General features: G+C 47.7%; 22 protein-coding genes. 3 read left to right on the top strand and 19 right to left on the bottom strand.

Features of this window, described 5'->3' with window-relative positions; genetic code table 11:
* Positions 1-8: 8 nt before the first annotated feature.
* From dusB to pth, 13 genes are all read right to left on the bottom strand, one after another.
* The gene (dusB, locus tag WBV27_RS00480) at positions 9-1037 is read right to left on the bottom strand and encodes a tRNA dihydrouridine synthase DusB (RefSeq protein WP_424198483.1); all 1029 of its coding nucleotides are present in this window, start codon (positions 1035-1037) and stop codon (positions 9-11) included.
* Between the two features lie 188 nt (positions 1038-1225).
* The gene (gene cysK, locus WBV27_RS00475) at positions 1226-2152 is read right to left on the bottom strand and encodes a cysteine synthase A (protein WP_424198481.1); all 927 of its coding nucleotides are present in this window, start codon (positions 2150-2152) and stop codon (positions 1226-1228) included.
* A gap of 109 nt (positions 2153-2261) precedes the next feature.
* Positions 2262-3164, bottom strand: a complete 903-nt coding sequence (hslO, locus tag WBV27_RS00470) for an Hsp33 family molecular chaperone HslO (RefSeq protein WP_424198479.1) — start codon at positions 3162-3164, stop codon at positions 2262-2264.
* 160 nt (positions 3165-3324) lie between these two features.
* Positions 3325-5436: an ATP-dependent zinc metalloprotease FtsH gene (gene ftsH / locus WBV27_RS00465; RefSeq protein WP_424198477.1), complete on the bottom strand. Its 2112-nt coding sequence runs from the start codon at positions 5434-5436 to the stop codon at positions 3325-3327.
* A gap of 123 nt (positions 5437-5559) precedes the next feature.
* Entirely contained in the window at positions 5560-6099 is a 540-nt protein-coding gene (gene hpt / locus WBV27_RS00460) for a hypoxanthine phosphoribosyltransferase (RefSeq protein WP_086626898.1), read from the bottom strand.
* A gap of 18 nt (positions 6100-6117) precedes the next feature.
* Positions 6118-7515 (bottom strand): tRNA lysidine(34) synthetase TilS, encoded by a 1398-nt coding sequence (gene tilS, locus WBV27_RS00455; protein WP_424198475.1) that lies wholly within the window; start codon positions 7513-7515, stop codon positions 6118-6120.
* 88 nt (positions 7516-7603) lie between these two features.
* Positions 7604-8083 (bottom strand): S1 domain-containing RNA-binding protein, encoded by a 480-nt coding sequence (locus tag WBV27_RS00450; protein WP_424198473.1) that lies wholly within the window; start codon positions 8081-8083, stop codon positions 7604-7606.
* 87 nt (positions 8084-8170) lie between these two features.
* Positions 8171-8605, bottom strand: a complete 435-nt coding sequence (locus WBV27_RS00445) for an FtsB family cell division protein (protein WP_424198471.1) — start codon at positions 8603-8605, stop codon at positions 8171-8173.
* 107 nt (positions 8606-8712) lie between these two features.
* Complete coding sequence (locus WBV27_RS00440) at positions 8713-8991, bottom strand: RNA-binding S4 domain-containing protein (protein ID WP_086626896.1); 279 nt, start codon at positions 8989-8991, stop codon at positions 8713-8715.
* A complete protein-coding gene (locus WBV27_RS00435; RefSeq protein ID WP_424198469.1) occupies positions 8978-10036 on the bottom strand; it encodes a MazG nucleotide pyrophosphohydrolase domain-containing protein in 1059 nt (352 codons plus the stop codon). The genes WBV27_RS00440 and WBV27_RS00435 overlap by 14 nt, the downstream gene beginning before the upstream one ends.
* 25 nt (positions 10037-10061) lie before the next feature.
* The gene (locus tag WBV27_RS00430; RefSeq protein WP_424198467.1) at positions 10062-11684 is read right to left on the bottom strand and encodes a putative polysaccharide biosynthesis protein; all 1623 of its coding nucleotides are present in this window, start codon (positions 11682-11684) and stop codon (positions 10062-10064) included.
* Positions 11674-15210, bottom strand: a complete 3537-nt coding sequence (mfd, locus tag WBV27_RS00425; protein WP_424198465.1) for a transcription-repair coupling factor — start codon at positions 15208-15210, stop codon at positions 11674-11676. Before mfd ends, WBV27_RS00430 begins: the two co-directional genes overlap by 11 nt.
* Before the next feature lie 112 nt (positions 15211-15322).
* Positions 15323-15892, bottom strand: a complete 570-nt coding sequence (gene pth / locus WBV27_RS00420; protein WP_319996112.1) for an aminoacyl-tRNA hydrolase — start codon at positions 15890-15892, stop codon at positions 15323-15325.
* Between the two features lie 389 nt (positions 15893-16281).
* On the opposite strand from pth, the gene WBV27_RS00415 reads away from it, so the two are divergent.
* Positions 16282-17259 (top strand): L-lactate dehydrogenase, encoded by a 978-nt coding sequence (locus tag WBV27_RS00415; protein ID WP_086626891.1) that lies wholly within the window; start codon positions 16282-16284, stop codon positions 17257-17259.
* A gap of 478 nt (positions 17260-17737) precedes the next feature.
* On the top strand, positions 17738-18583 hold the full coding sequence (locus tag WBV27_RS00410; RefSeq protein WP_424198462.1) for a nuclease-related domain-containing protein: 846 nt from the start codon (positions 17738-17740) through the stop codon (positions 18581-18583).
* 393 nt (positions 18584-18976) lie between these two features.
* On the opposite strand, the gene WBV27_RS00405 is transcribed toward WBV27_RS00410, so the two are convergent.
* Both WBV27_RS00405 and glmU read right to left on the bottom strand, forming a co-directional pair.
* Positions 18977-19957 (bottom strand): ribose-phosphate diphosphokinase, encoded by a 981-nt coding sequence (locus WBV27_RS00405; RefSeq protein WP_424198460.1) that lies wholly within the window; start codon positions 19955-19957, stop codon positions 18977-18979.
* A 97-nt stretch (positions 19958-20054) separates the two neighbouring features.
* Positions 20055-21431, bottom strand: coding sequence for a bifunctional UDP-N-acetylglucosamine diphosphorylase/glucosamine-1-phosphate N-acetyltransferase GlmU (glmU, locus tag WBV27_RS00400; RefSeq protein ID WP_424198458.1), 1377 nt, complete (start codon positions 21429-21431; stop codon positions 20055-20057).
* A 206-nt stretch (positions 21432-21637) separates the two neighbouring features.
* On the opposite strand from glmU, the gene WBV27_RS00395 reads away from it, so the two are divergent.
* Positions 21638-22171 carry a cupin domain-containing protein gene (locus WBV27_RS00395; protein ID WP_424198456.1) on the top strand — a complete coding sequence of 178 codons (534 nt, stop codon included), beginning with the start codon at positions 21638-21640 and terminating at the stop codon, positions 22169-22171.
* Between the two features lie 100 nt (positions 22172-22271).
* Here the strand turns inward: WBV27_RS00395 and purR are convergent, their stop codons facing one another.
* The 4 genes from purR to WBV27_RS00375 form a co-directional block, all read right to left on the bottom strand.
* Positions 22272-23099 carry a pur operon repressor gene (gene purR, locus WBV27_RS00390; RefSeq protein ID WP_424198454.1) on the bottom strand — a complete coding sequence of 276 codons (828 nt, stop codon included), beginning with the start codon at positions 23097-23099 and terminating at the stop codon, positions 22272-22274.
* 158 nt (positions 23100-23257) lie between these two features.
* Complete coding sequence (locus tag WBV27_RS00385) at positions 23258-24067, bottom strand: metal ABC transporter permease (RefSeq protein ID WP_424198452.1); 810 nt, start codon at positions 24065-24067, stop codon at positions 23258-23260.
* Entirely contained in the window at positions 24013-24720 is a 708-nt protein-coding gene (locus WBV27_RS00380) for a metal ABC transporter ATP-binding protein (protein ID WP_086626885.1), read from the bottom strand. The genes WBV27_RS00385 and WBV27_RS00380 overlap by 55 nt, the downstream gene beginning before the upstream one ends.
* An 18-nt stretch (positions 24721-24738) precedes the next feature.
* Positions 24739-25686, bottom strand: a complete 948-nt coding sequence (locus tag WBV27_RS00375) for a metal ABC transporter solute-binding protein, Zn/Mn family (RefSeq protein WP_424198449.1) — start codon at positions 25684-25686, stop codon at positions 24739-24741.
* Positions 25687-26048 lie beyond the last annotated feature (362 nt).

Here is a 26048-nt window from a genome sequence, read left to right as displayed (position 1 = left end):
AAGCCGTCTTAGCTATTTATTTCGATTTTTTCGGATGTAGGCGCTTCTTTTGAGGCTTCGCGTTCTTCTATTTCAAAAATGAACCGATCCAACAAGTCGACAACTTCTTGTTGTCTGGATGCAGAAGTGACTGCGGCTTTTGTTTTTGAAGCACGCGGAATGCCTTTCAGATAATATCCCGCGATGCTGCGGAACTCTTTGACAGCGACTGTTTCGCCCTTCAGATCGGTCAATCGGTCCAAGTGCAGTTTTGCGATTTCCAATTTTTCACGTGGGGTCGACTGCGGCAACATCTCTCCGGTTTCCAGATAGTGCACTGTCTGTTTGATCATCCAAGGATTGCTCAAGGCAGCCCGGCCGATCATGACACCATCCACCCCTGTTTCGTCCAGCATCCGCTTCGCATCTTCAGGCGTCTTCACATCCCCGTTCCCCAATAACGGGATACGCGTCAAAGCTTGTTTGACTTCCTTGAAGATGTTCCAGTCGGCTTTGCCATCGTACATCTGTACGCGTGTGCGGCCGTGCATCGCAACAGCGGCTGCACCAGCGCGTTCTGCAGCCAAGGCATTCTCCACTGCAAAAAGATGGTCGGAATCCCAACCGGTACGCATTTTCACGGTTACAGGCTTATCAACGGCATCCACGACAGCGGAAACCATTTCATAGACTTTGCCCGGATCCAACAACCACTTGGCTCCTGCTTCCGCCTTGATGACTTTGCTGACGGGGCACCCCATGTTGATGTCGATGATGGCTGCTTCTGTGTTTTCCGCCACATATTTAGCGGCTTCCACCAGCGTATCCTTGTTGCCGCCCATGATTTGCACACTCAACGGATATTCATTCGGCTCGATGTGCAGCATCCGCAAAGTCTTCTCGTTGCGGAATTGAATGCCCTTGTCGCTGATCATCTCGCAGACGACCAAACCGGCGCCCATCTCTTTGACGGTGACACGGAAGGCCGCGTTGCTGATTCCGGCCATCGGTGCGACTGCGACCGGATTATTGATTTCAATATTGCCAATTTTATACATTTTTTACTTCCTTTGTTATTTATTTATGGTGATCCCATCCGTTTTCTGGATGCTCGAAAAACTCTTGGACCATTCTATCATCTTACAATCCGTAAGAAAAGAAAAATATCTTGCCTGATTGCAGATGATGCATCAGATATAAGAAAAAGGACAAGCCATCCGATCGGCCTGTCCTTCTTATCCATTTATTATTTTACGCTGAACAGAGGCGTGGACAGGTAACGTTCGCCGTTATCCGGCGCCACAGTCAAGACGGATTTGCCTTTGCCCAAACGGATGGCCACTTCGATCGCACCGGCAATGGCAGCCCCGCCTGAAATGCCCACCAGAATGCCTTCTTCCTGTGCGACACGGCGGGCCATTTCGAAGGCTTGTTCATTGGAGACTTGGACGATACCGTTGTAAAGTGTCGTGTCCAAGACAGACGGGATAAAGCCCGCCCCGATACCCTGGATTTTGTGCGGGCCTTTCGGTTTTCCGCTCAATACAGCCGAATCGGTAGGCTCCAGTGCATATATTTCCACATTAGGATTGACTTTGCGCAATGCCTTGCCGACTCCCGTCACGGTTCCGCCCGTTCCGACTCCTGCAATAAAGGCATCAGGCGTCTTGCCTTCAAAAGCCTCAATGATTTCCGGGCCGGTGATGGCTTCATGCACAGCAGGATTGGCAGGGTTATCGAATTGCATCGGCATAAAGTGGTCCGGCTGCGCTGCGATTTCCCTTGCCTTCGCAATCGAGCCATTCATTCCTTCAGCGCCTGGCGTCAAAACTAAGTCGGCGCCATATGCTGCCAACAGTAAACGTCTTTCCATGCTCATCGTATCAGGCATCACAAAGATGGCTTTATAGCCTTTTGCTGCCGCCAGCATAGCCAAGCCGACACCCGTATTCCCGCTGGTCGGTTCCACGATTGTATACCCAGGCTTCAGAAGGCCTTCTTCTTCCGCCACTTCGATCATGTTCAGAGCGATCCGATCTTTCACGCTTCCGCCCGCATTGAATGATTCAAGCTTGACGTAAACATCAGCCACACCCTCGGGTACCACTTTATTCAGTTTGATTATCGGAGTTTCCCCGATCAAACTCGCAATTGAAGAGACTATTTTTACCATGTCGATTCCTCCAGCTCAGATAGATTTTACTGATCAGTTCCGTCAAACGGATAGATTACTTTCATTGTAGGTTACGTGAAACCGCATTACAAGCGAGAAGCCGGCGCCATCAGATGTTGGCAGCGCGCTTTTCATCAATGGCCGTCACAAGTTCCTGCAGATCTGCTTCCGAATAGTGGTACTTTTCGCCACAGAAATGGCAGACAACCTCAGCTCCATGATCCTCTTCGATCATTTCATGCAGTTCAGTCTTGCCGATCGAACTCAACCCTTCGCTGAAACGATCCCTTGAACAATCGCAGTGAAAACGCACAGGCATCTTCTCCAGCACTTCCACATTTTCTTCGCCCAGTATGCGCGTCAGAATCTGTTCAGGTGTTGCACCGTTTTCCATCAATCTGGAAACCAACGGAATGGCTGCAATATTCTTTTCCACTTTCGTGATGGCTTCATCGCTGGCGTCAGGCATCACCTGAATCATGAAACCGCCGGCAGCTTTGATCGAATCATCGGTGTCCACCAACACGCTCAAACCGATGGCCGAAGGTATTTGCTCAGAATTTGCCATGTAGTAGGTGAAATCCTCGCCCAATTCACCGCTGACAAGAGAAACTTGTCCCGTAAACGGTTCTTTCATCCCTAAATCTTTGATGACGGTCAAGGTGCCTTCCGTCCCCACAACTGCACGCACATCCAGTTTGCCATCGCCGTTCAAGGAAAGGTTGACGTTCGGGTTTGCAATATAGGCTTTGATGTCGCCCTTGCCGTTCGCATCTGCGAGTATGCGGCCTCCCAGGCCATCCCCATTCACGATGACGGTCATTTTTTCTTCGTTCTTCAAACCGGCAGCTGCCAGCAACAACGTCCCTACCATCGTGCGGCCTAAAGCTGCAGAAGAGGCGCTCCATGTATCATGTCTTCGTTGAGCCTCTGCAACCGCTGCTGTAGCGTCGATCGCGTAGGCACGGAATTGTCCTTCATAGGCTAAAGCTTTAATCAAATAGTCGCTCATATATAATCCTCCATCACATTCTTAAATTGTTTCTCTATCATTCTACTATAGGTCGGGGCGAAAGCAACCACACTTTGCTCACTTACTTTTGCAGAGCTGCTCTTTGATGACAAAAAGTCCGGGATTGTCATCCCAGACTTTTTGCAAACCTCTATTTGTTTTATTTTTCTTCCGTATCGATAGCTTCATTTTTCGCTGTTTCATCAGCAGCAGGTAATGAAACTTCAGATGACTCTTCAGGTTCGCCAGCAGCAAGCATCTGCTCTTCTTGACGAACTTTTTCAGCCTCTTTCTTTTCAAGGGCCCGTTTGGCTTCTTCAAAAGACTGCGCTTTTTCGCTTGGATATTCTTCTGAATTCGAGTCCGAAGGCATTTGGCCGGTTTCGAACAAGCTGCGGATTGTTTTCTCGTCCAATGTTTCCAATTCCAACAATTTTGCAGCGATCAAATTCAGTTGTTCACGGTGTTCTTCGATGATCTGACGCGCTCTGACATGCGCTTCACTCATCATACGACGGACTTCCGAGTCGATTTGGTAAGCAATATCTTCGGAGTAAGCTTTGGTTTGGCCATAGTCACGCCCGACGAATACTTGATGATTCCCTTCATACTGCACAGTGCCCAGCTTCTCACTCATACCGTATTCGGTAACCATGCTTCTGATCAAGCCGGTAGCTTGTTCGAAGTCGTTGCTGGCGCCTGTAGTTTGGACGTTGAAGACAACTTCCTCCGCAACACGTCCACCAAGCAAGCCGACAACTTGTTCCAACAATTCATCCTTCGTCATAAGGAATCGATCCTCTTTCGGAAGCATGATTGCATATCCTCCAGCGCGACCGCGTGGAACGATCGTAACTTTGTGGACAATACGCGCATCGCTCAGCACCATACCGACTATCGTATGACCGGCTTCATGGTAAGCAACCATTTCACGTTCGCGCTTGCTGATGACACGATCTCTCTTGGCAGGACCGGCAATGACACGGTCATGTGCTTCGTCCACATCAAGAGCATCAATTTTTGTTTTGTTCCGTCTGGCCGCAACCAAGGCAGCTTCGTTCAACAGGTTTTCCAGATCTGCTCCAGAGAAGCCTGGTGTCTGTTGCGCGACAACTTTCAGGTCGACGTTGCTTGCCAACGGTTTATTGCGGGAATGTACTTTAAGTATCGCTTCACGGCCTTTTACATCCGGTCTGCCCACCAAAATCTGGCGGTCAAAACGGCCTGGACGGAGCAATGCTGGGTCGAGTACGTCCGAACGGTTGGTAGCGGCAATTACGATGATGCCTTCATTGCCGGAAAAACCGTCCATCTCAACCAACAATTGGTTCAGTGTTTGTTCGCGTTCATCATGTCCGCCACCCATACCGGCGCCACGTTGACGTCCGACAGCATCGATTTCATCGATGAAGATGATTGCAGGAGCCGCTTTTTTGGCTTGCTCGAACAAATCACGCACACGGCTGGCACCGACACCGACGAACATTTCCACGAATTCCGAACCGGAAATCGAGAAGAAAGGCACACCAGCTTCACCAGCGACAGCTTTTGCCAATAAGGTCTTACCTGTTCCTGGAGGTCCTTCCAGCAAAACACCCGCCGGAATTCTTGCTCCAAGTGCCGTGAAACGACGTGGATCCTTCAGAAATTCCACAACTTCAACAAGCTCTTGTTTTTCTTCCTCTGCACCAGCGACGTCTGAAAAACGTACTTTCATCGGTTTCTTGGTGGCATCCTCTGACTTTGTTTTGCCGAAGTTCATGACATTGCGGTTACCGCCTTGCCCGCCTCCAGCTTGTCCCATCATCATGTACATGAAGAAGATGAAGATGACGATCGGCAATACGCTGAACAGGATGCTGATCCATGCACCGGACTGATCTTCTTCCAATGGCACCATCTGTGTATCCGTCGTTTCGGCGATGTCCGTGATCTGTTTCAGAGTTTCATCATTCGGTAAAACTCTGGTTGTGAAATTCTTCGTTGAAGTACTGGTCGTATCATCAAACAACAGCAGATCGCTGGATGAATCAGCCACTTCCAGTTCTTGTTCGGTGCGGTATTCACCGCTGATTTCATAAACGCCTGCACCCGGTTGGATCGTAAAGCTATCTACCTCTTCCGAGTTCAAGGCATCCATAAATTCGCTTGCGGAAATTTCTTGGCTCGTCTCTGTGTCCATGCCGCCTGTAATCATCGAAACCACTGCAATGATTGCAAGGAAGATCAGCACATAAAAGCCGCTGCTTTTAAGAAAATTATTTTTTTTCATTTAGAACCTCCTCGTCAGATATCGTTCTTCGCAGACTTTATCTTACGTCTCATCTTTTTTGTTTGCACAATATACTGGTATCTCACTAATCATATCATATCTGACCAATTTTAACGAATGATTTTACTCATAAACTTCGGTTTTTAAAACCCCAATATAAGGGAGGTTACGGTACTTTTCGTTGAAGTCCAATCCGTATCCGACGACGAACTCGTTCGGAACGTTGATCCCAATGTAATCCGCTTCCAAATCAACGACGCGGCGTTCTTTCTTGTCCATCAAAGTGACCACTTTTATGGATTTGGCTTTACGGTATTTAAAGATTTCAATCAGGTAGCTCAACGTCCTTCCGGTGTCGATGATGTCCTCGACGATCAACAGGTCGCGGCCGTCCACAGTCGTATCCAAATCTTTCAGGATCTTCACATCTCCGCTTGATTCCATTCCGGCTCCGTAGCTGGAGACATCCATGAAATCCAATTCCAGATCGCATGCCATCGCGCGCGATAAGTCGGTCATGAACATGACTGCACCTTTCAGCACGCCGATCACCAATGGATTTTTCCCTTCATATTCTTTCGTCAATTGCGCGCCCAAGTCTTTGACTACTGCGCTGATTTCTTCTTCACTGTATAATACTTCCTTGATATCAGGATGCAACATTTCTTTCACCTCAAAAATTTATTTAATGTAAATCAATCTGTAACGCGTTTGTTCATTGTCATTCTCGGACAACCAGACGGACTGGGCATAGCCCGGCACCCATAAAATACGTCCCTCGTCATCAGTGACGATACAGGCTTTTCGTCTTTCTTCATCCGGAATTTTTTTATCCACAAAAAGCCGGCTCACTTTTTTTGTGAATGGCTGATTTTTGTTCAGAACTATCTTGTCGCCCGAATGCCGGGAACGCACCGTAAAAGGCATCCGCGCCGATTCGTCAGTGATTCCAACGCTCAGAGCATCCATCGGCAGTTCTTTTGAAACCGCATTATCGTTATGAAATAATCCTATTCTACCATGAGAAGGCAAGGTTACCCATTTATTTAGCTCCAATTGCTCAGAAAAATCGGCAAAATCGATCCTGACTGAATCGGGGGATAAGAAAGTAAGTTTATCATACCTTTTTCTGGCCTGCCACCCTCCCGCCAAAGATATTTGCTTTTGGGGAGACTGGTTTTCGATAAGATCCATGATGGCAGTCAGCTGGCTCCTGCGGAAGTCTTGCCCTGCCGGTATCAACCGCTCCGTCACAAAATGACTGAGCACGAGCCGTTGCAAGGAAACGTCACAGGCTTGCCATCCAGCCAGATCCAATACCCAGTCCGCTTCAACCTTGTTGAACAACGAGCGAAACGACTGGGAGACAATAGGTTGAACGACTGTCAATACATCCTGCAGATCTTCCGAAAAATCGCCGAAATGCCTGGATGCTTGGTTGTTTTCCACTTTCAATAGTGGAATGATGCTGTTGCGGTATCTGTTCCGCGTGAAAGTCAGCTCCGAATTGGTGCTGTCTTCCCGATAAGGGATCCCGGCTATTCCGCAAATCTGATAGAGCTCGTCTTTTTGGAACTGCAGCAATGGGCGGACGAGCTGCCCACGACCAAAAGTGCGCGACATAGCGATTCCGGAGATGCCCTTCAGCGTGCTTCCCCTCACCAGACGCATCAGGATCGTCTCCAGCTGATCATCCGCGTGATGTGCTGTCACCAAGTGGGTCGCTGGCCATTTTTCCATCATATCAGCAAAGAAGGCATAGCGGAATTCCCTTGCTGCCATTTCCAGGTTTGACTTCGGATGGCTTTCTTCTGTCCAGTGTTCGGCAAAAAAAGCGATTCTTTGGGTCTCACAGTAGTCTCTGACCATCCGGTATTCCTCGTCTGACTCTTCCCTGAGATGATGGTGGACATGCACCACCACGAACTGCGGTTGCCATTCCGGCGGCAATTGTTGGACAAGCCCCAGCAACGCCATGGAATCCGCACCGCCGGATACCGCCAACAGCAAGCGGCTTTCTTTATCCCAAAGTTGGTGCCGTTCCACCGCTTTGCATAGACGCAGAATATATTCCTGCATAACATCCCTGCTCTCTTTCTTCGTAAAGCAAAAAAGAGGGTGCGACAATCGGTTTCCCTTTTGCCCAACCTCTAGAAATTACTGTTTTCTATCCACGTCTGCCGCCACGGCCGCCGCGTTTGCCTTCCGTATTGCGCTTGATGGAAGTCAGACGGTCTTCGCTGTCCTTCAAGAAGCTGCTCATCAACGAGTCAAAGTCGTTTTTAAGTCCTTTATCCTGATGTGCTGAGAAATCTTTTCTGCCTTTAGAAAAAGAGCCTTCCGGACGAGGAGTTGTACTTTTTTGATAAGGTCTGCTTTCTCGTTGAGGTCTGGTGACTTCCCCTGCTGGCTTGTCAACAGCTTTACGGATGGATAAGCCGATCTTCCCATCATCTGCAATGGACATCACCTTTACGGTTACTTCATCGCCAACCTTCAAAACGTCCTTTATTTCCTTTACGAAAGTATCAGAAATTTCACTAATATGAACTAGTCCTGTCTTACCGCCACCTAAATCAATGAATGCACCAAAATTTGTAATCCCTGTAACTTTTCCTGATACTTTGTTCCCAACTTCTATTGACATAAAAAAAAAGTTCCTCCTTCATTTTTGCTCAACTAATTATAACACGGATTATGCAGAAAAAAATAGAATCTTTATTCATTGCTGTATTCATGAATCCGAATCTGCCGCATTCTCTTGTTTCTCGGCCATTTTTGTCTGATTATCTTCAGGCAAACTGAAGATGATTTCGCCATCCTTGCTCAAATAATATTTACCGCGCGCCAATTTGGCGATGTATTCATCATCCTGCAACAATTTGACTTCATAGGTCAATTGCGTATTTTCGTCCTCAGCCTGTTTTTTCTCTGTTTGGGCCAACGCGATGGCCGCATCCAGATTACGGATTTCCAGCCAGTTGCCGACTGTTTTCCACAGGCAAGGTCCAATCAGGGCAGCGCCAAAGAAAAAGATCAGCGACAATCTTCTCATATGGGCTTTCTTCGCCCTCTGAAATATACGTTTCTGACTGTGCTGCGCCTTCGTGAAATCATTTTGCATCACGGTTACGTTGTCAGCTGTCTTTTTCTTGGTCTTTTCCTTCACCCTGATCGCCTCCTTGAAAACTTCCACACCAACATTAGTTCCGAATACTTTTACTCATGTAAAAGTATAGAAGAAACAGCGCGGATTGTCCATGGCCTTTCGCATCATCAGAAGCGATTTTCTTCCGCTCTTGGTGCAACCGTTTCGCTGATGAGGGTATACATTTCCTGCGCTTCATCCTTTTTGGTCGTTTCCACAATTTTGTCGACGCGCACGACGACGGTTTTATTCCCGAATTGCAGCGTCATTTCATCGCCGGCCTTGACAGTCGAACTCGACTTCGCTTGCTTGCCGTTGATCAGGATGCGCCCTTTGTCCGCTACTTCTTTGGCTACTGATCTGCGTTTGATTAAGCGGGATACTTTCAAAAATTTATCTAGTCTCATCGGAATTCCCCTTTTCTTTTGCTTTTATCGCTTGCCACATTTTATCGATTTCCTCGATCGTATCAGCCTTCACCCCGTCAAAAACATGCGGATGGCGTCTGCGTAATTTTTTGTTCAACGTTTCCAGGATATCCTCCATCGTGAAAAAACCTTCCCGCTCGCCGAATGAGGCGTGATAGAAAACCTGGAGCAGAATGTCGCCCAACTCTTCGATCAGGTTATCGATATCATCGTTCTGGATCGCCTCGGCCACTTCTTCGCATTCTTCCTTCAGATAGGGCAACAGACTTTCATGTGTCTGCGATTGCACCCAAACATCTTTTTCTACGATGGCATCCATGTAGGCTTGGGTCAACTCAAAGCTTTTGGTGCGCTCATCTTTCTCAAGCGGCGGAACATACAAGGAAAGCAAGTTGTGCACGCCCTCTAGCCTGTCCATCTCGTACAACGGGCACCAGGTCACTTTCTGCAGCTTGGTCCCTGCCGCATCGACCAAAGCCACTTGGTGCTCATCCGGATACTTCTCCATCAACTTCAATTTAACATCGCTGGCCACAAATTCATTGAAAACTTGCATGATGATCAGGTGATTGCCTAAGCTCAGCTGGTCCTGGTGGAAGATCAACCCATCCAACAATTGGAAACCCTCGATCGGATCGATGGCTACCGCCTGAAAGAAATCGTCGATGAAACTCTTCCCTCCAACGATTTCCACTTCGATCCCCGACTCGTTCTGCAGCAGATGCTTGACGGAATCCTCCGCAACCAACGGGTGTCCCGGCACTGCATAAATCAGATCCTGCGTCTTTGCCTTTTCCAATAAATAATCTGCGATCTGACGGTATACGTCATCAAAATTATCCTTCGATTCATATATGTCATCAAAGCTTTCAAACTGCACGCCTGCAGCCTTCAGATTTTCAACGACCGGGTGCTCCTTGGTCCGCAGATGGACAAATTCAGCTTCCAGCAATCGACTGTATACGCCATACGGCAGTTGTTCCAAATCACCGGCTCCAAGCCCCATTATTTCAATTTTACCCATATATTTCTCCTTCTGGAAATCTTTCCTATTTTAAGTCGCTCGTTTTATCCGGCAATTTGCGCAGCAGTTTTTTTCCGAACGGAATACTTATCCACTCCCGCAAAGTAAAGAGCCTCACTTTTAGAATATACCATAAGAATACGCCCACACCAGCACAAACCGTCACCGCAGCTATCACGGAATCCGTCAGCCGGCCTCCATCAGTGAAGAGATACCTTTCCAGACCGACCCGCAACGCCCCTACCGTAACAAAAAGGACAACGCAGCCAGCCATCAGTTTGAGGAAAAAACGATCCCTGAACCAGACTTCCCGCAAGGCGCGTTCACTGTTCAGCCAAAGCACCAGCAACATGGCACCCAGACCGGCTATCAAAGCGATGCTTGCCCCCATCGTCCCCAACGGTTCCACCAACAGCAGATTGCCGAAGAACTTGACCGCAAGACCCGCTGCCAGGGCAACCAAGGAAATCTTGTACTGTCCCAGGCTTTGCAGGATGGAATGATAGGCGGTCATGACCGAAGCCGCAAAAATGGCCAAAATATACACAGACAAAACCGCGATGCCTTCCCGGTCCCCGAAGAGCATGTTGTTTACGTTCGGCAAAATAGCCAACAGTCCCGTCACCGCGGCTGCTGAAAAGACACTTGTCATCCGCAGCAACGACACGGCGGATCGGGTGAATTCGCCTAGGCGATCTTGTGCATGCGCATGGCTCATCATCGGGATGAAGCTGGCCGAAAACCCGGTCCCTACGACCATGCCCAGCTGCACAAGCGGTTGGCCACGGTCATAGATGCCCTTGACGTTTTTTGCCAAATCACTGGCTGTACCGCCATCCAGCAAGCCGTTGTAGAGCGTAAACGAGTCGATGAGTTGGAACAGGACCAGGATAGCGCTGAGCAGGCAAATCGTCGCTCCTTCAGTCGCATAGCGGTGGATCAAGCGTCCCCATTCCGCGGCGGGCGCCTCCTGTTTCAGGTGTCGCCCATCAAGCGTTGGCGAATCATGATTCCGCTTTTCTTTGTAATAAGCGACCAATAGGATCAGGCTGCCCAGAACCGCACCGACTGTCGCGCCGCTCATGGCATTTGCGCCCATCGCATAGAGGTCACCTTTTGTTTTCGTGTACAGATAAGCCGCGAAAAGAATCGCCCCTACACGCACCAGTTGTTCCGATACCTGCGAAATCGCTGTCGGTTCCATGCGGTAGTTTCCTTGGAAATGCCCCCTCATCGTCGCCAGTATCGGCATCCACAAAAACATCCAGGATACCGACTGCAAAATGGGCTTCAACTCCGGGTCACCCATCAAGAGCGCCAGTTGACCGGAAAAGCCATAGATGCCCATGAACATGATGAAGCCGAAGACGCCCAGTATGGCCAGGCTGCGCTTCAGCATCATTCTGTGGGTCCCTCTGTCCGGCGTTTCCGCAATCATCTTGGAAAGAAATACCGGAAAGCCCGATAAAGCGAAGGTCATACCGATGCCATAGATAGGATAAACTTGCTGATAAACGTAAAAGCCTGTGTTTCCCACCATATTCTGGAACGGCACTCGGTACACCGCGCTGAGCACCTTGCTGATGAATGCGGCCAAAGACAGCAACAACGCACCCTTCATCATCTGCTTCAAGCGATTATTTCCCATCGGTTTCTCCCGTTGTTTCGTCCGATTCAGCGACGCACGCTTTGACGAATGCATTGAGATGATTCAGCCATTGGCGGTTCGGTAATTTCCCGATGACCAGACTGACAACCAATTTGGCATTATTCAAATTGATTTGGGCCTTCAACGGGATTTTGCTGAGGGCTTCAAACACTGCCGGCCCCTGCAAGCGGACTGTCGCTTCCTGTGAGAAGGTGATGACAATTGTTTCGCCTTGGCGTTTGATTGTTTCAATCTGGCTCTTTTCGGCATAATTTTTGATCAGACCAACCTCCAGCAGATCGGAAACCTCTTGCGGGTAATCGCCGAAGCGATCAATCAGATCCGCATCGATTTCATCGTAATCAGCCACGCCGTCGATGCGTTGGATCCGTTTGTAGAAGTCTATTTTCTGGCGCTCATCCTCGATATAATCGGCTGGTATGTACGCGTCGATGCTCAAGTCGATTTCAACGATTGAACGCTTCGTTTTCGCTTTCAGGCCACGCTTGGCCGCAACTGCCTCTCCCAGCATCTCGGAGTACAGATCGAATCCGACCGAGTCGATGAAGCCGTGTTGTTGCGCACCCAAAAGGTTCCCTGCTCCGCGGATCGACAAGTCACGCATGGCAATTTTGAATCCTGCACCCAGTTCCGTGAACTCCTTTATGGACTGCAGTCTTTTCTCGCTGACTTCAGTCAGCATTTTATTCGGCTGATACATCAAATAGGCGTAGGCAATCCGATTAGTTCTGCCTACACGTCCTCGCAGTTGGTAGAGCTGAGACAATCCCATCCGGTCGGCATTTTCTATGAAGAGTGTGTTGACGTTCGGGATATCCACACCCGTTTCTATGATGGTTGTGGTGACAAGCACATCGTAGCGGCCTTCGATAAAATCCATGATGACATTCTCGAGCTGGACTTCGGTCATCTGGCCATGCGCCACTGCGACACGGACATCAGGGACGAGCTCGCGGATCTCTTCGGCTTTCTTCTCGATTGTTTCCACCCGATTGTAGAGGTAGAAGGCTTGACCTCCACGGGCCATTTCCCTTTCAATCGCATCCCGGACGGCTCCGTTATTCTGTTCCATGACATATGTCTGAACCGGATAGCGGTTGGCCGGCGGTGTTTCGATGACAGAGAGATCTCTGACCCCCAGCATCGACATATGCAGGGTACGCGGTATCGGAGTTGCCGTCAACGTCAAAACGTCCACAGAGGCTTTCATCTGCTTCAAGCGCTCTTTGTGCTTCACACCGAAGCGTTGCTCTTCGTCGACAACCAGCAACCCCAAGTCAGCGAACACGACGTCCTTCGATAAGATCCGGTGCGTGCCGATGACGATATCGACCGTGCCTTTGCGGATGCCGGCCAACGTTTCTTCCTGCTGTTTTTTCGTGCGGAAGCGGCTCAACAAACCGATCTCAAACGGGTATTCTTCAAACCGTTGCGTCAACGATTCATAGTGCTGTTGCGCCAAGATAGTCGTAGGAACAAGGAAAGCGGCTTGCTTCCCTTCCTGCACAGCCTTGAAGATGGCGCGCATCGCCACTTCCGTTTTGCCGTATCCGACATCACCGACCAGCAATCGGTCCATCGGTTTGACGTTCTCCATGTCCGCTTTGATTTCAGCGGCACTGCGCAGTTGATCATCGGTTTCTGTGTAAGGGAAGGCATTTTCGAAGTCGAGTTGCTCCGGCGTATCGGGTTGATAGGCATAGCCTTTTTCGGATTCCCGGTTAGCGTAAAGTTCGATCAATTCATCGGCGATATCTTCGATTTTCGAGGCGACTTTCTTTTTCGTTTTCGCCCATTCCGTTCCGCCCAACTTGTGCATTTTAGGCGTTTTGGCATCGGAGGACACGTACTTTTGAATCAAATGGATTTGCGTCACAGGAATGAATAATTTGGCGCCTTCCTGGTAAGCGATCGACATGTAATCCTGGTGGACGCCGCCGACCTCGATGGTTTCCATTCCCGTGTAGAGGCCTATCCCGTGATTCACATGAACGACGTAATCACCAGGATTCAGTTCGGTGTAGCTCTTCAATCTCTCCGCATTCGTCATTTTTTGGCGGCGCGGTTGCTTCTTCGTAACTTTGTTGAAAAGTTCCTTTTCGGTGACGAACACGACTTTTTCCTGCGGTAATTCAAAACCGTTCGCCATTCCGCCGACCAGGATGTTCACTTTATTCTCGATAAACGGATTGTTGCCTTTGATGTAGCTATGGATGCCGAAATCCGCGAATATCCGCTGCACTTTTTCGGCACGTTCGGCAGAAGGGACCAGCATGAAAACCGTCATATGCTGTTTGAGCCAACGCTCCATTTCCAGTTTGACTTGCGGCATCTGACTGAAGAAGTTGTTCAGCGTTCGGTATTGGAAAGGATAGACTCCGTGGAACCGCATATTTCCGAAGCCTCTGTGGAACAGCGCATAATAAATGCGGTGCTGTTTGGATTTTTTGATCACCTCGCGGATATCGGCGCTGAATTCCTGCGAAGGCAGGCACATACCTTCCGACACTTTGGCCATTTTCCATTCCGATGATTCACTTTCGATTGTCCGTTCCACCTCAAGGATGCGGCTGTAATCGTCCACGATCAGCAGCGCGTCTTCGGCGATATAGTCCAAAACCGTAGGCTGTTCCGGATAGACCAAGCTTGTGTAGAGTTGCGGATCCCTCGATAATTCGCCGCGCTTCATATTATCCGTCAGCTCGGAGAAGACACGTGTCATACTTTCTTTGACTTCTTGATTCTTGATACCTTTGATGGCCTTTCCAGCTTTTTTCTCTACCACGCCGGCCTGTTTCGCAATCTCCTCTTTCGTGAAGATTGTGTCATGCGCCGGTAAAATCCGGACGGTTTCGATAGATGCGCTGGACTTTTGGGTCGAGGCATCAAAAAAACGCAATGTATCTATTTCGGTATCGAACAGTTCCAAACGCAGTGGGTTCTCTTCGTTCAGGGCATAGATGTCGATGATGCCTCCGCGTATGCTGAACTCCCCCGGGCTGGCAACCATCCGTTCACGGGTATAGCCCATTGCGACCAATTTTTCAGGCAGGTTTTCCAGGTCCAACTCCATGCCGATGGAAAAATCAAGGCAATGCGTTTCCCAGATTGAAGCTGGAGAGAGGATTTTTTTGAATCCGGCAGCCGGAATCACGACGATCCCTTTTTTGCCGCTCTTCAGAAAATCCAACGTTTCGACCCGTTGGCTTCGGTATTCCGGTGATGAAAAAGCCAGTTCCGCCGCGACCGATTCCTCCACAGGGAAAATATGGATGGGAACTTCGGGTGCGATTTGACTGATGTCCTCATACACTTGGGTCGCTTGGAGCAGATTGGGGGTCAAGACGATGACCGGCTTCTGCAATTCTTCGAACAGGATATTCGTCAACAGATTGCGGCCTGATCCGGAAAGCCCAGCTACCAACTGCGGTAGTTCTGAATTGATTTCAGACAACACTGTATGTATATTTTTCGTGCTTTTTAAATATTTCTCTATTTCTTTCATGAATATTCTCCTCGTTCATGGTATGTTCTGCGGAAAAAGGTTATCGCTTTCATCTTGTTTCAGCTATGCAGGCTGTGCGGCAGACACAAAAGAGGTCCAGCTGAAGCTGAACCTAACCTTTTTTATTGAATTGATTCATTGTCTCCAAAAAATTGTTCCCTTTGATGAAATGGTCGATCGCCTCGACACTATCCCGTACTGAGTGCAACATTTCGGCGTGCTCGTCCTTCGGAAAAGGACTCAACACGTGCTGAATGACAGTCATATTATGTTGGGGCCGTCCTACTCCGATGCGGATCCGATTGAAATCCTGTGTCCCTAAGTGCTGGATCAAACTTTTGATGCCATTATGTCCGCCAGCTCCACCTTTTTGGCGAAGTCTAATTTTGCCTACCGGCATATCCATATCATCGTACACGACAACCAGATCTTCGATCGGAATGCTGTAGTAGTCCATCAACGGTCTTACCGCTCTTCCGGAATCATTCATGAAAGTCAACGGTTTGACGAATAAAACTTTTTCACCGTTTACGGTCGTTTCTATGTACAAGGCTTCAAATTTATTTTTATTGTATTTCTCTTTATTCTGAAAAGCCCATTCATCCAAAGCAATAAAGCCGACATTGTGCTTCGTGTCGGTATACTTAGGACCTGGGTTCCCCAATCCAACGATCATTTTCATTTATATTCCCCTATTGTTTCCAGTCATAGTTATGTTTGCAAGAGAGCAAGCGTGTGCTTTTCTGCTCTTTTACGCCAAAAAAGGCCGCACGGATATCATCCGCACAGTTTGCTTTCGAACAGTATACCACAATCATCGGAGAATCGTAAGAAATCGGATTGGGACCCGCAAAAAAAATATTGTGAACAAAATCGCAACTCCCCATTGAAAACAGCAGTGTTTTATTTTATAATATCTTTATATAATATTTCACAGGTTGTTCACTGTCTATCACATTCGCGCAATCATCGCTGGTTCTGAAAATCTTTGCCGAGCGGGATAGGCCCAAAGAGTAATCACCTTTGTTTAGTGTTATAATAGAACCAGCAAATAGCGAGAGGAGCATTATAATGGCAGAATTGAGTGGAAATACAGGACAAAAAGTTATTTTAGTCGGTGACGGCGCTGTAGGGTCAAGTTATGCGTTCGCATTGGTTACACAAAATATTGGTCATGAGTTGGGTATCATTGATATCAACAAAGCAAAAACAGAGGGAGACGCCATCGATCTTTCCCACGCTTTAGCTTATACTTCACCCAAGAAAATCTATGCAGCATCATACGCAGATTGCCACGACGCTGATATCGTTGTATTGACTGCAGGAGCTGCTCAAAAACCTGGTGAAACACGTCTCGATCTAGTAAGCAAAAACTTGCGCATCTTCAAGTCAATCATCGGAGAAATCATGGCTAGCGGTTTCGACGGCATTTTCTTGGTAGCATCCAATCCAGTGGATGTGCTCACTTATGCGACTTGGAAATTTTCAGGTCTTCCTGCTAACCGCGTCATCGGTTCCGGTACTTCTCTGGACAGCGCCCGCTTCCGTCAAAGCATCTCTGCGCTTGTAGGCGTAGATGCCCGTAATGTTCACGCCTATATCTTAGGGGAACACGGCGACACCGAATTCCCTGTATGGTCCCACGCTAATGTTGGCGGCCTGCAAATTTACGAATGGGTGAAACAAACTTCAGCTGTTGATGAACAAGCTTTAGTCGATGTCTTCTTCAAAGTGCGCGATGCCGCATATGAAATCATCGAGAAAAAAGGAGCGACCTTCTACGGTATCGCTGTAGCCTTAGCCCGTATCACAAAAGCGATCCTGAATGACGAAAATGCGATCATGCCTTTATCCGTCTATCTGGATGGGGAATATAACCACAAAGATATCTTCATCGGCGTGCCAGCAGTCATCAACCGTGCCGGTATCCGCAACATCATCGAAATTCCTTTATCTGATGCAGAACAGGAAAAAATGGATCTATCCGCTAACACATTGAAAAAAGTGTTGGAAGAAGGATTCGCCAGCCTGGAAGCAGACGCAAAATAATCGTATCCGATCTCAAACACCCGCCAGTCCCTTTAGGGACGGCGGGTGTTTTTTTGTTTTGGTTTGTTGCGGGTTTCGGCGATGTGGGGTTTGGTGTTGAGGGCTTGGTGTTGATGTTGTGCAGGGTCTCGTGGGGGCCCGGGGGCTCGAAAACATGGATTCTTTCGAGTTATTCATCTTTTTGTCCTGATTTGGGCTCGGAAACATGAATTCTTTTGACTTATTCATCTTTTCTCCCTGATGTGGACTCAAAAACATGAATTCTTTTGAGTTATTCATCTTTTCAGGTCACAGATGACAAACGTACTCGCAGGCATGGATTACTCCCCATCACCAATCAAGCGACAGCACCTGATATTCTCTACGAAAGGCATGTACAGGGATCCGCGTATACTATATTTGACTACTTATATCAGGAGGGATTCCTATCGCATACAAAGAACGAACGAAACCAAAGATTCTGCGCATCTACGAGATATTGCACACGCGCACCCATCTTGGGAAAACCGATCATTACCGGTTCATCAATCGAAAGAAGGGATTCGGGGGTGAAGGCGGACTTGATGTACTCACCGAGCCCCTCAGTGAAAATTGCATTGTCTTGAACGATCTTCAGTTGGAAGTCAGGGAATCCCCTTTCCAGATTGATGCGCTCTTGATTTTCTCAGATATGATCAAAATCTACGAAATCAAGAATTATGAAGGTATGCATCAGTGGGGAGAAGGGTCTTTCATAAAATCATCCGGGTTTTTATTGGAGAATCCATCCATGCAACTGCAGAGAACGAAAGTGCGATTGGAATTCCTGCTGTCGGAGATGGGACTTCAGACGAGAGTGGAAGCTTATGTCATTTTCGTAAATCCCGAATTCACCTTGGTTGGCGCTCCAAATGAAACCAGCTATATCCTTCCCAGTCAAATTCCCGGGCATTTCCGGAATATGCCCAAAACCACTGGGATAACTGCCGAACAATATAGACTTGCAGATTCACTCGTAGCTCTTCACGATCCCAATTATTCTTTCAAGTTACCAGAATACCACTACGAGAACATGAAAAAAGGTGTACCCTGTCCAGCTTGCGGAACGCTAAAGGATACATTTAGAGGACAACATCAGATTTGCGATGAATGCGGAAAGAAAATAAACATAAACGAAGCAATCAGAACCGGCATATCCGACTTCCGCATCTTGTTCCCGGATGATAAAATTACAACCAGCCGTATCACAGACTGGTGTGGTATCGGCGATCAAAATCGCATAAGCAATATACTTAAATCAGAATTTCAAGCGCTGGGGAAAAACCGCGGGCGATACTTCATTTGATGAATATTACCCTGATTCGTGAAGGATCTGTAATAAAGCGACGTGCAAATAAACGGGTAACCGCCCGATCATTTGCGCGTCTTATTTTGTTCGCTTTTGGAACTTGTGCTACCCGGGACATAAATTCTATCTGTTGTCGCAGGGCTACGGCCCTGCCTATGCCCGAAAACATGGATTCTTTTGAATTATTCATGTTTTTGTCCTGATTCGGGCTCGAAAACATGAATTCTTTCGAGTTATTCATCTTTTTCGGCCAAATTAGGCTGGAAAACATGAATTCTTTTGAGTTATTCATCTTTTCCGGCCGTACCAGGCCATATCAGGCCGATTCATGTCTCCACAGCCCACAAAAAAGCCCTCCCAAGGGAGGACTTTTTTTGGTTTAACGGATTCTTAGTCGATGATTACGAATTTTTCTTGGAACAACGGGCTTACTGAGCGGTTTTCGTGGATACGTTTGATTGCTTCAGCGATCAATTGTGACACGGAAACCAGTACGATCTTATCGCTGACTTTGTCAGCAGGGATATTGATCGAATCAGTAACGATCAATTCTTTGATTACGGAATTGTTGATGCGGTCTATGGCTGGACCTGACAATACAGCATGTGTGCAGCAAGCATAGACATCCAACGCGCCTGCATCCTGCAGTGCTTGGGCAGCCAATGTGATTGTTCCGGCAGTATCGATCATGTCGTCGATCAGGATACATTTTTTGCCTTCGACATTACCGATGATGTTCATGACTTCAGCAACATTCGCTTTCGGTCTTCTCTTGTCGATGATGGCAATCGGCGCTTTGATGAATTCAGCCAGTTTGCGGGCTCTTGTCACGCCACCGTGATCAGGCGAAACAACGACTACGTCATCATGCAAGACTTCATGATCCAAGAAGTAGCTTGCCAACAACGGAGCTCCCAACAAATGATCAACCGGGATATCGAAGAAACCTTGGATTTGAGGAGCATGCATATCAAGTGTCAACAATCTGTCAGCGCCAGCATTGGTGATCATGTTCGCCACCAATTTCGCTGTGATCGGTTCACGTGATTGCGCTTTGCGGTCTTGGCGTGCATAGCCATAATAAGGCAACACGATGTTGATTGTTTTGGCACTTGCGCGCTTCAAAGCATCGATCATGATCAAAAGTTCCATCAAGTGGTCGTTTACCGGAGAGCTTGTCGATTGGATGACGTAAACGTGGCAACCGCGGATACTTTCGTCGATGTTGATTTTGATTTCACCATCGCTGAATTGGGATGAAGAAAGGGTTCCTAACTCGACACCAACGTCAGCCGCAATTTTCTCAGCCAAAGGGCGATTTGAACTTAAGGAAAAAATCTTAAGTTTTGGATCTTTGTAATGTTCTGTCATGATAATCCTCCGTTAATCTTTTGTTTTTACCAAATTAAACACATACTGATATTGTATTTTCAAAATCATTCTACCATACATGTATAAGGTTTTGCTTTTATTTTTTAGCTGGCGGCAATTTTTCCCAATAGCCTGGTTTGTTCTCCTGGCGGCTGCGGGCGATGCCCATCGCGCCTTCAGGCACATCTTTTGTGATGGTCGAACCTGCAGCTAGGAATGTGTTGGCCTCGACGTTGACAGGCGCCACAATGTTCACGTTGCAACCGATGAATGTATTGTCACCGATGCTGGAACGGTGTTTGTGCTTGCCGTCATAATTCACGAAGACAGTGCCGCAACCGACGTTGATATTTTTACCGAGATCCGCGTCTCCCACATAAGTCAGATGTCCGACTTTTGTGTCTTCGTTCAATACCGCATTCTTCACTTCCACAAAATTTCCGATGTGGACGCGTTTTCCGATGTGGCTGTTCGGTCTCAAGTGGCTGAACGGACCGATGTTGCTGTCCGATTCCATCACGGAGTCCTCCAGATTTGAACTTCTGATTTGGACACGGTCACCGATCGTTGTGTTGCTCAGTTCTGAGCCTGATCCGATGAAACAATCTTCCCCGATGACTGTTTTCCCTTTCAGGAATACGTTCGGTTCAATGACTGTGTCACTTCCGATGATCACATCCGCCTCGATATAGGTATTATCCGGGTCGATCAAAGTAACGCCATTGCGCATATGTTTTTCATTGATGCGTCTCTTCATGTAGACGGAGGCTTCAGCCAACGCCACACGATCGTTCACGCCCAAAGCTTCGCCCATGTCGCTCATCTGGTAAGCTGTCACGATTTCGCCTTGGTTCTTCAGGATTTCGATGACATCCGGCAGGTAATACTCGCCCTGCGCATTGTTGTTGCCTACTGATTGCAGCGCGGCAAACAAAAACTTGTTATCGAACGCATACGTTCCGGTATTGATTTCCTGCACAAGCACTTCTTCCGGAGAAGCGTCTTTTTGTTCCACAATTTTTTCTACGTTATCTGACGCATTTCTGATGATGCGGCCATAGCCGTTCGGATCAGCAGCATGCGCAGTCAGGATAGTTGCTTTCGCTTTTTTCTCTTCATGGTATTGCAATAAGGATTCCAACGTCTCTGCAGTCAGGAGCGGTGTATCTCCGCAGATGACCAACGTAGTGCCCTCTTCGTTCTCCAGCACAGCTTGCGCTTGCAGGACAGCGTGCCCTGTTCCCAATTGTTGCGCCTGCAATACATATTCCGAACGATCCCCCAAGCATCCTTTAACAGTATCCGCACCGTGCCCTACAATTGTCACTACCTTTTCAATGCCAGCAGCCTCTACTTGATCCACGACGTGCTCTACCATTGGTTTTCCGCAAACTGCATGCAGTACTTTATAAAGCTTACTTTTCATGCGCGTTCCTTGACCAGCAGCAAGTATGATTGCAAAACGATTAGCCATAAGCAACTCCTATCTTTTCATTTTATTCCTTCAACTAAATTATCTTAGCCTAAAAACTTGCTTTTTTCAATATAATGTCGTACATAAATTCAGACTTCTTTTCATTTTCTAATGGAAATACGAAGAATGCGGATACATTGTTTCTTATTAACCGGTTTTTTGGATATACTAGTAGGCAGGAAGACACACCGAAAGGATTGATCCCAATGACAAAACCGACTGCATCATTTTGGATTCACGAACTGTTGCTTCAGCCACATGCGGAAGGCGGCTATTTTCGCGAAACAGGCCATTCTCCCGAACTGATCGTTACCGAGGACCGGAGGGAACGCTATCTCTACAGCAATATCCTCTTCTTGTTGACTGCAGACAACCCTTCCCATTTTCACCGCTTGAAATCCGATGAGGCTTGGTATTTTCATGAGGGCAGCACCTTGACGATCCATCTGTTGTATCCCGACGGCTGTTACGAGGCAGTCAAGATGGGGCGCCATCCCGAAAAAGGGGAACTTTTCCAATTTACGGTTCCGAAAGGGGTCATCTTTGGAAGCAGCGTCGAAGGATCATCTGGAGACTATGCTCTCGTAAGTTGCATGGTTTCCCCAGGATTCGATTACCGTGATTTTGAATTGCTGCCTTATGATGCGCTAATCAAAGTCTATCCCGATTACGGAAGCATTTTGGAAAAATTGGCCTACAAAAAACTACCGGAGGCTTCCTTCAGGAAAGATCACGTGTGAATTCTCCAATTACGCTTGGCGAATCCAAATTCCAATTCCCAACATACACCAAAGAGCCGGCCCTTAATTTTAAGGTCCAGCTCTTTTTTAATGATTATTCTCAATCGGTGCTTGAATCGAAATAATTGCCCAAGCCCACGCTGATGGAATGATCTTTCAGATCGATATTGTTTACGCGGATCAGTGACGTATAATCGAATACTTCACGCTTGGAATTGTAGCCAGCTTCAGCGAAGACGGTTACGCCGACTGTCTCCGATTCGAATTCGGAAATCATGCTGCGCATACCGTTGATGGTGCCGCCGCCTTTCAGGAAATCATCGACGATGAGAACTTTTGAACCGCGCGGCAAACTGCGCTTGGATAGCTCCATTTTTTCAACACGATCGGATGAACCTGAAACGTAATTGATGCTCACTGTGGAGCCTTCGGTAATTTTCGAATCACGGCGAACGATGACAAACGGCACATTCAGATAAGTGGCAACTGCTTGCGCGATCGGAACCCCTTTAGTGGCGACCGTCATGACTGCATCGACTTTTTTGTCGACGTATTGAGCTGCGATGACACGCCCGATTTTCTGCAGGATTTCCGGATTGCCCAACATGTCGGAAAGATAAACGTATCCACCTGGCAGCAAACGATCTTTACTGTTCATGATTTCGCACATTTCTTCTATAATATCGCGGGCATTTTCTTTGGTGATTGTCGGAATATATTTGACGCCGCCTGCTGCACCCGGCAGCGTTTCGACAATCCCAGTTCCCCGATCTTCAAATGTTTTTTTGATGATGGATAAGTCTTCACTGATGGATGATTTCGCTGATTCATAACGTTTAGCGAAATAGGTCAATGAAATCAACCGATGCGGTCTCTCTAATAAGTAACGGGTCATATCGACTAACCGTTCACTGCGCTTTATTTTCAATCCAAATCTCTCCTCATATTGCGTTCTTTTCCCTATTATATAGTTGATTCCTGAAAAATGGAAGCTTTTAATTGTTGATTGTTCGTTTTTAATCGAATTTCAGCAAAAAAAACAAGAGCAATGTTCTGCTCTTGTCCATATATCTTATTGTTAAGATTCTACTTCTTTTCGGTGATGACCTTATAGATGCTGGTCAAAATGAACATGGCCACGAAAACCAAGGTGATTGTGGCACCGGGAGGCGTCCCGTACTGATAGGATGCGAACAATCCCCCGTACATTCCCGTCAAACCGATGCCTATCCCAAGCAGGATGACGCCGTTGAAGGTATGCACCAATCTCATCGAGATGGCTGCCGGCAGAATCATGATTGAAGAAACCAGCAATGACCCGGTAATCGGCATCACCACGCTGATGGCGACTCCTGTGATCACCGAAACCAACAGCGACATCATGCGGACCGGCAAGCCCGCTGTATGGGCTGTGTCTTCGTCAAACGTCAACACATACAACGGTTTACGGAAAACAAGATACAACAGCACGACAATGATTGCCAAAACCAATAAAATAAGGATCTGCTCGTCATTTATGGTGATGATCGATCCGAACAAATACTGTTCGACACTTGCGTTCTGTTTCCCTGATACGAAGCTCATCAGCACCAATGCTACCGCCATCCCCGTAGCCATCAGAATCGCGATGGATATTTCCGAATAGCCTTTGAAGATGACGCGTAAATATTCGATTCCGATTGCTGCCAAAATGACGATGGCTAATGTAGTGAGCGTCGGATTAATGTTAAGAAGCATCCCTAAAGCAACTCCGGCCAATGAAACATGCGACAGCGTGTCCGCCATCAAGGATTGCCTGCGCAAAATCAGCAGCAGACCCAAAATGGGTGCCATGATTGCGATCAATGTTGATGCTTGGAAGGCTCTTTGCATAAATCCATAGAGAAACATCTCCACGGCGAATCCTCCTTTCTGACCAACTGAATATGGGTATCCATAAATTCTTTGATATCTTCATGCTCGTGTGTCACCATGATGATCGCTTTATTGTGGACTTGTGAATTGTGTTTCAGCAAACGATAGAAACGCTCGCGCGATTCCTTGTCCATTCCGGTTGTCGGCTCATCGAGCACAAACAAGTCCGGATCGGTTGCGAAAATGCGGGCCAAGGCGATGCGTTGTTTTTGGCCACCGGATAGTTCACCGATTTTTTTGTTGCGCATCTCCCACATGCCCACTGATTCCAAAGCTTTTTTTACATGGGTATTATCTTCTTCATCCAATTTTTTGAACCATTTGCCTTTTTGGTATCTGCCCGACTCCACAAACTCAAGTACCCTGCTCGGAAAGCCGATATTGAACGACGAAATTTGCTGCGGTGCATAACCGATCGTAAGCTTTTCCCCACGATAGTTCACCTTCGAAATCGTCGCGCTGCCCTCCCGGGGATTCAACAGGCCCAGGATGCTCTTCAATAAAGTGGATTTCGCCGCGCCGTTTTCGCCTGTAAGGATGACGAATTCCCCTTCGTGCACTTGGAATGTGATATCCTGCAGGACAGGTTCATCATCGTAATAGAACGACAGATGCTGTACATCGATATATTCCACTTGAATCCCTCTCTTCTCTTACTGGATCACTTTTTTCAAAGCTGTCAAATTTTCTTCCATCACACTCAGGTAATCTTTGCCCGCTTCTTGGTCTTCATCGGTTATCCCTTCAATTGGACTCAGCACTTCCAGCGTAGCCCCCGCTTCTTCGGCAAGCGTTTCTGCGGTTTTCGAAGAGGCGCTGTCCGAGTAATAAACGGTAGTGATCTGATTATCGATCATAAATTGCTGCAGTTCAGCCAGTTTGGCAGGATTCGGTTCCGCATCGGATGACACATCGGATACCGCCACTTCAGTCAGTTCGTAGCGACGGGCGATATAGCCGAAAGCTGCGTGCTGGACGACGAATGTGCGGTTTTCAGCAGTCTCAAAGGCACTCTGATAAGCTGCATCCAGTTCCGCCAATTTTTCGTTAAAGGCAGCTGCATTCGCTTCGTAACTCTCTTTGTTGGCTTCATCCGCCACAAGGACTCCGGCCAAAATGGCGGCGACTTCCTCTTGTGCATACACCGGATCCAACCAGACATGCGGATCGACATTGTGGGCATCTTCGCCTTCTTCATCACTGTGTTCTTCTTCGGCAGCCTCTTCCAACTCAAAAAGCGCGATATCCTCGGCAGCCTCAACGACGATCACATCGCTCGATTCAATGGATTCCAGCACGCTGGGTACCCACGTTTCCATTTCATCGCTGTTGTAGACGAACACATCAGCGTCAGCGATCGCCGCGATATCCTGTGGCGTCGGCTCATAGCCATGCGATTCTTGTCCGGCATCCAACAAAACGGAAACTTCGCCATTATCGCCTACCACATTTTTCGCAAAGTCATACATCGGATAGAAGGTTGTGACAACCTTTATCCCATCTTCAGAAACGGCTGATTCATCGCTTCCGCTCGTTCCGCAACCAACCAGAACAAGGGCCGCTGCAGACAGAATGCCTGTCAGTTTCAATCTATTTAGCATAATTTATTATTCCTCCAAAACGTAATGATTACTGTTTAAGTCCCGATAGACACTTTATCACAATTGGATGCAACGCGTCAACCATTCCGCTTCCGTTTCACAAGCAAAAACCGCAAACACCCTTCAGGGGGATTCGCGGTTTTGATCTGGCATAGATAGTCTTGCCTTTAAATTTCGGACGTGCATCACCATAGGTGTATTACAGGTTTGCAAAATGTTTCATGCATCTAAAATGATGGCTAGCGGTCCAAGCCTGCCTCTCGGAAATTAGATAAATCTGACCCATTGCGCTCTGCGATGCTCATTCAGGGCCAGATTTCCTAAATTTCTTTCGAGGCAGAGCGGGCTTGTCCCGCTTTTCT

This window comes from Trichococcus sp. (assembly GCF_049589555.1).
GTDB lineage: Bacteria > Bacillota > Bacilli > Lactobacillales > Aerococcaceae > Trichococcus.
This window is presented reverse-complemented; position numbering and strand designations above follow the sequence as displayed.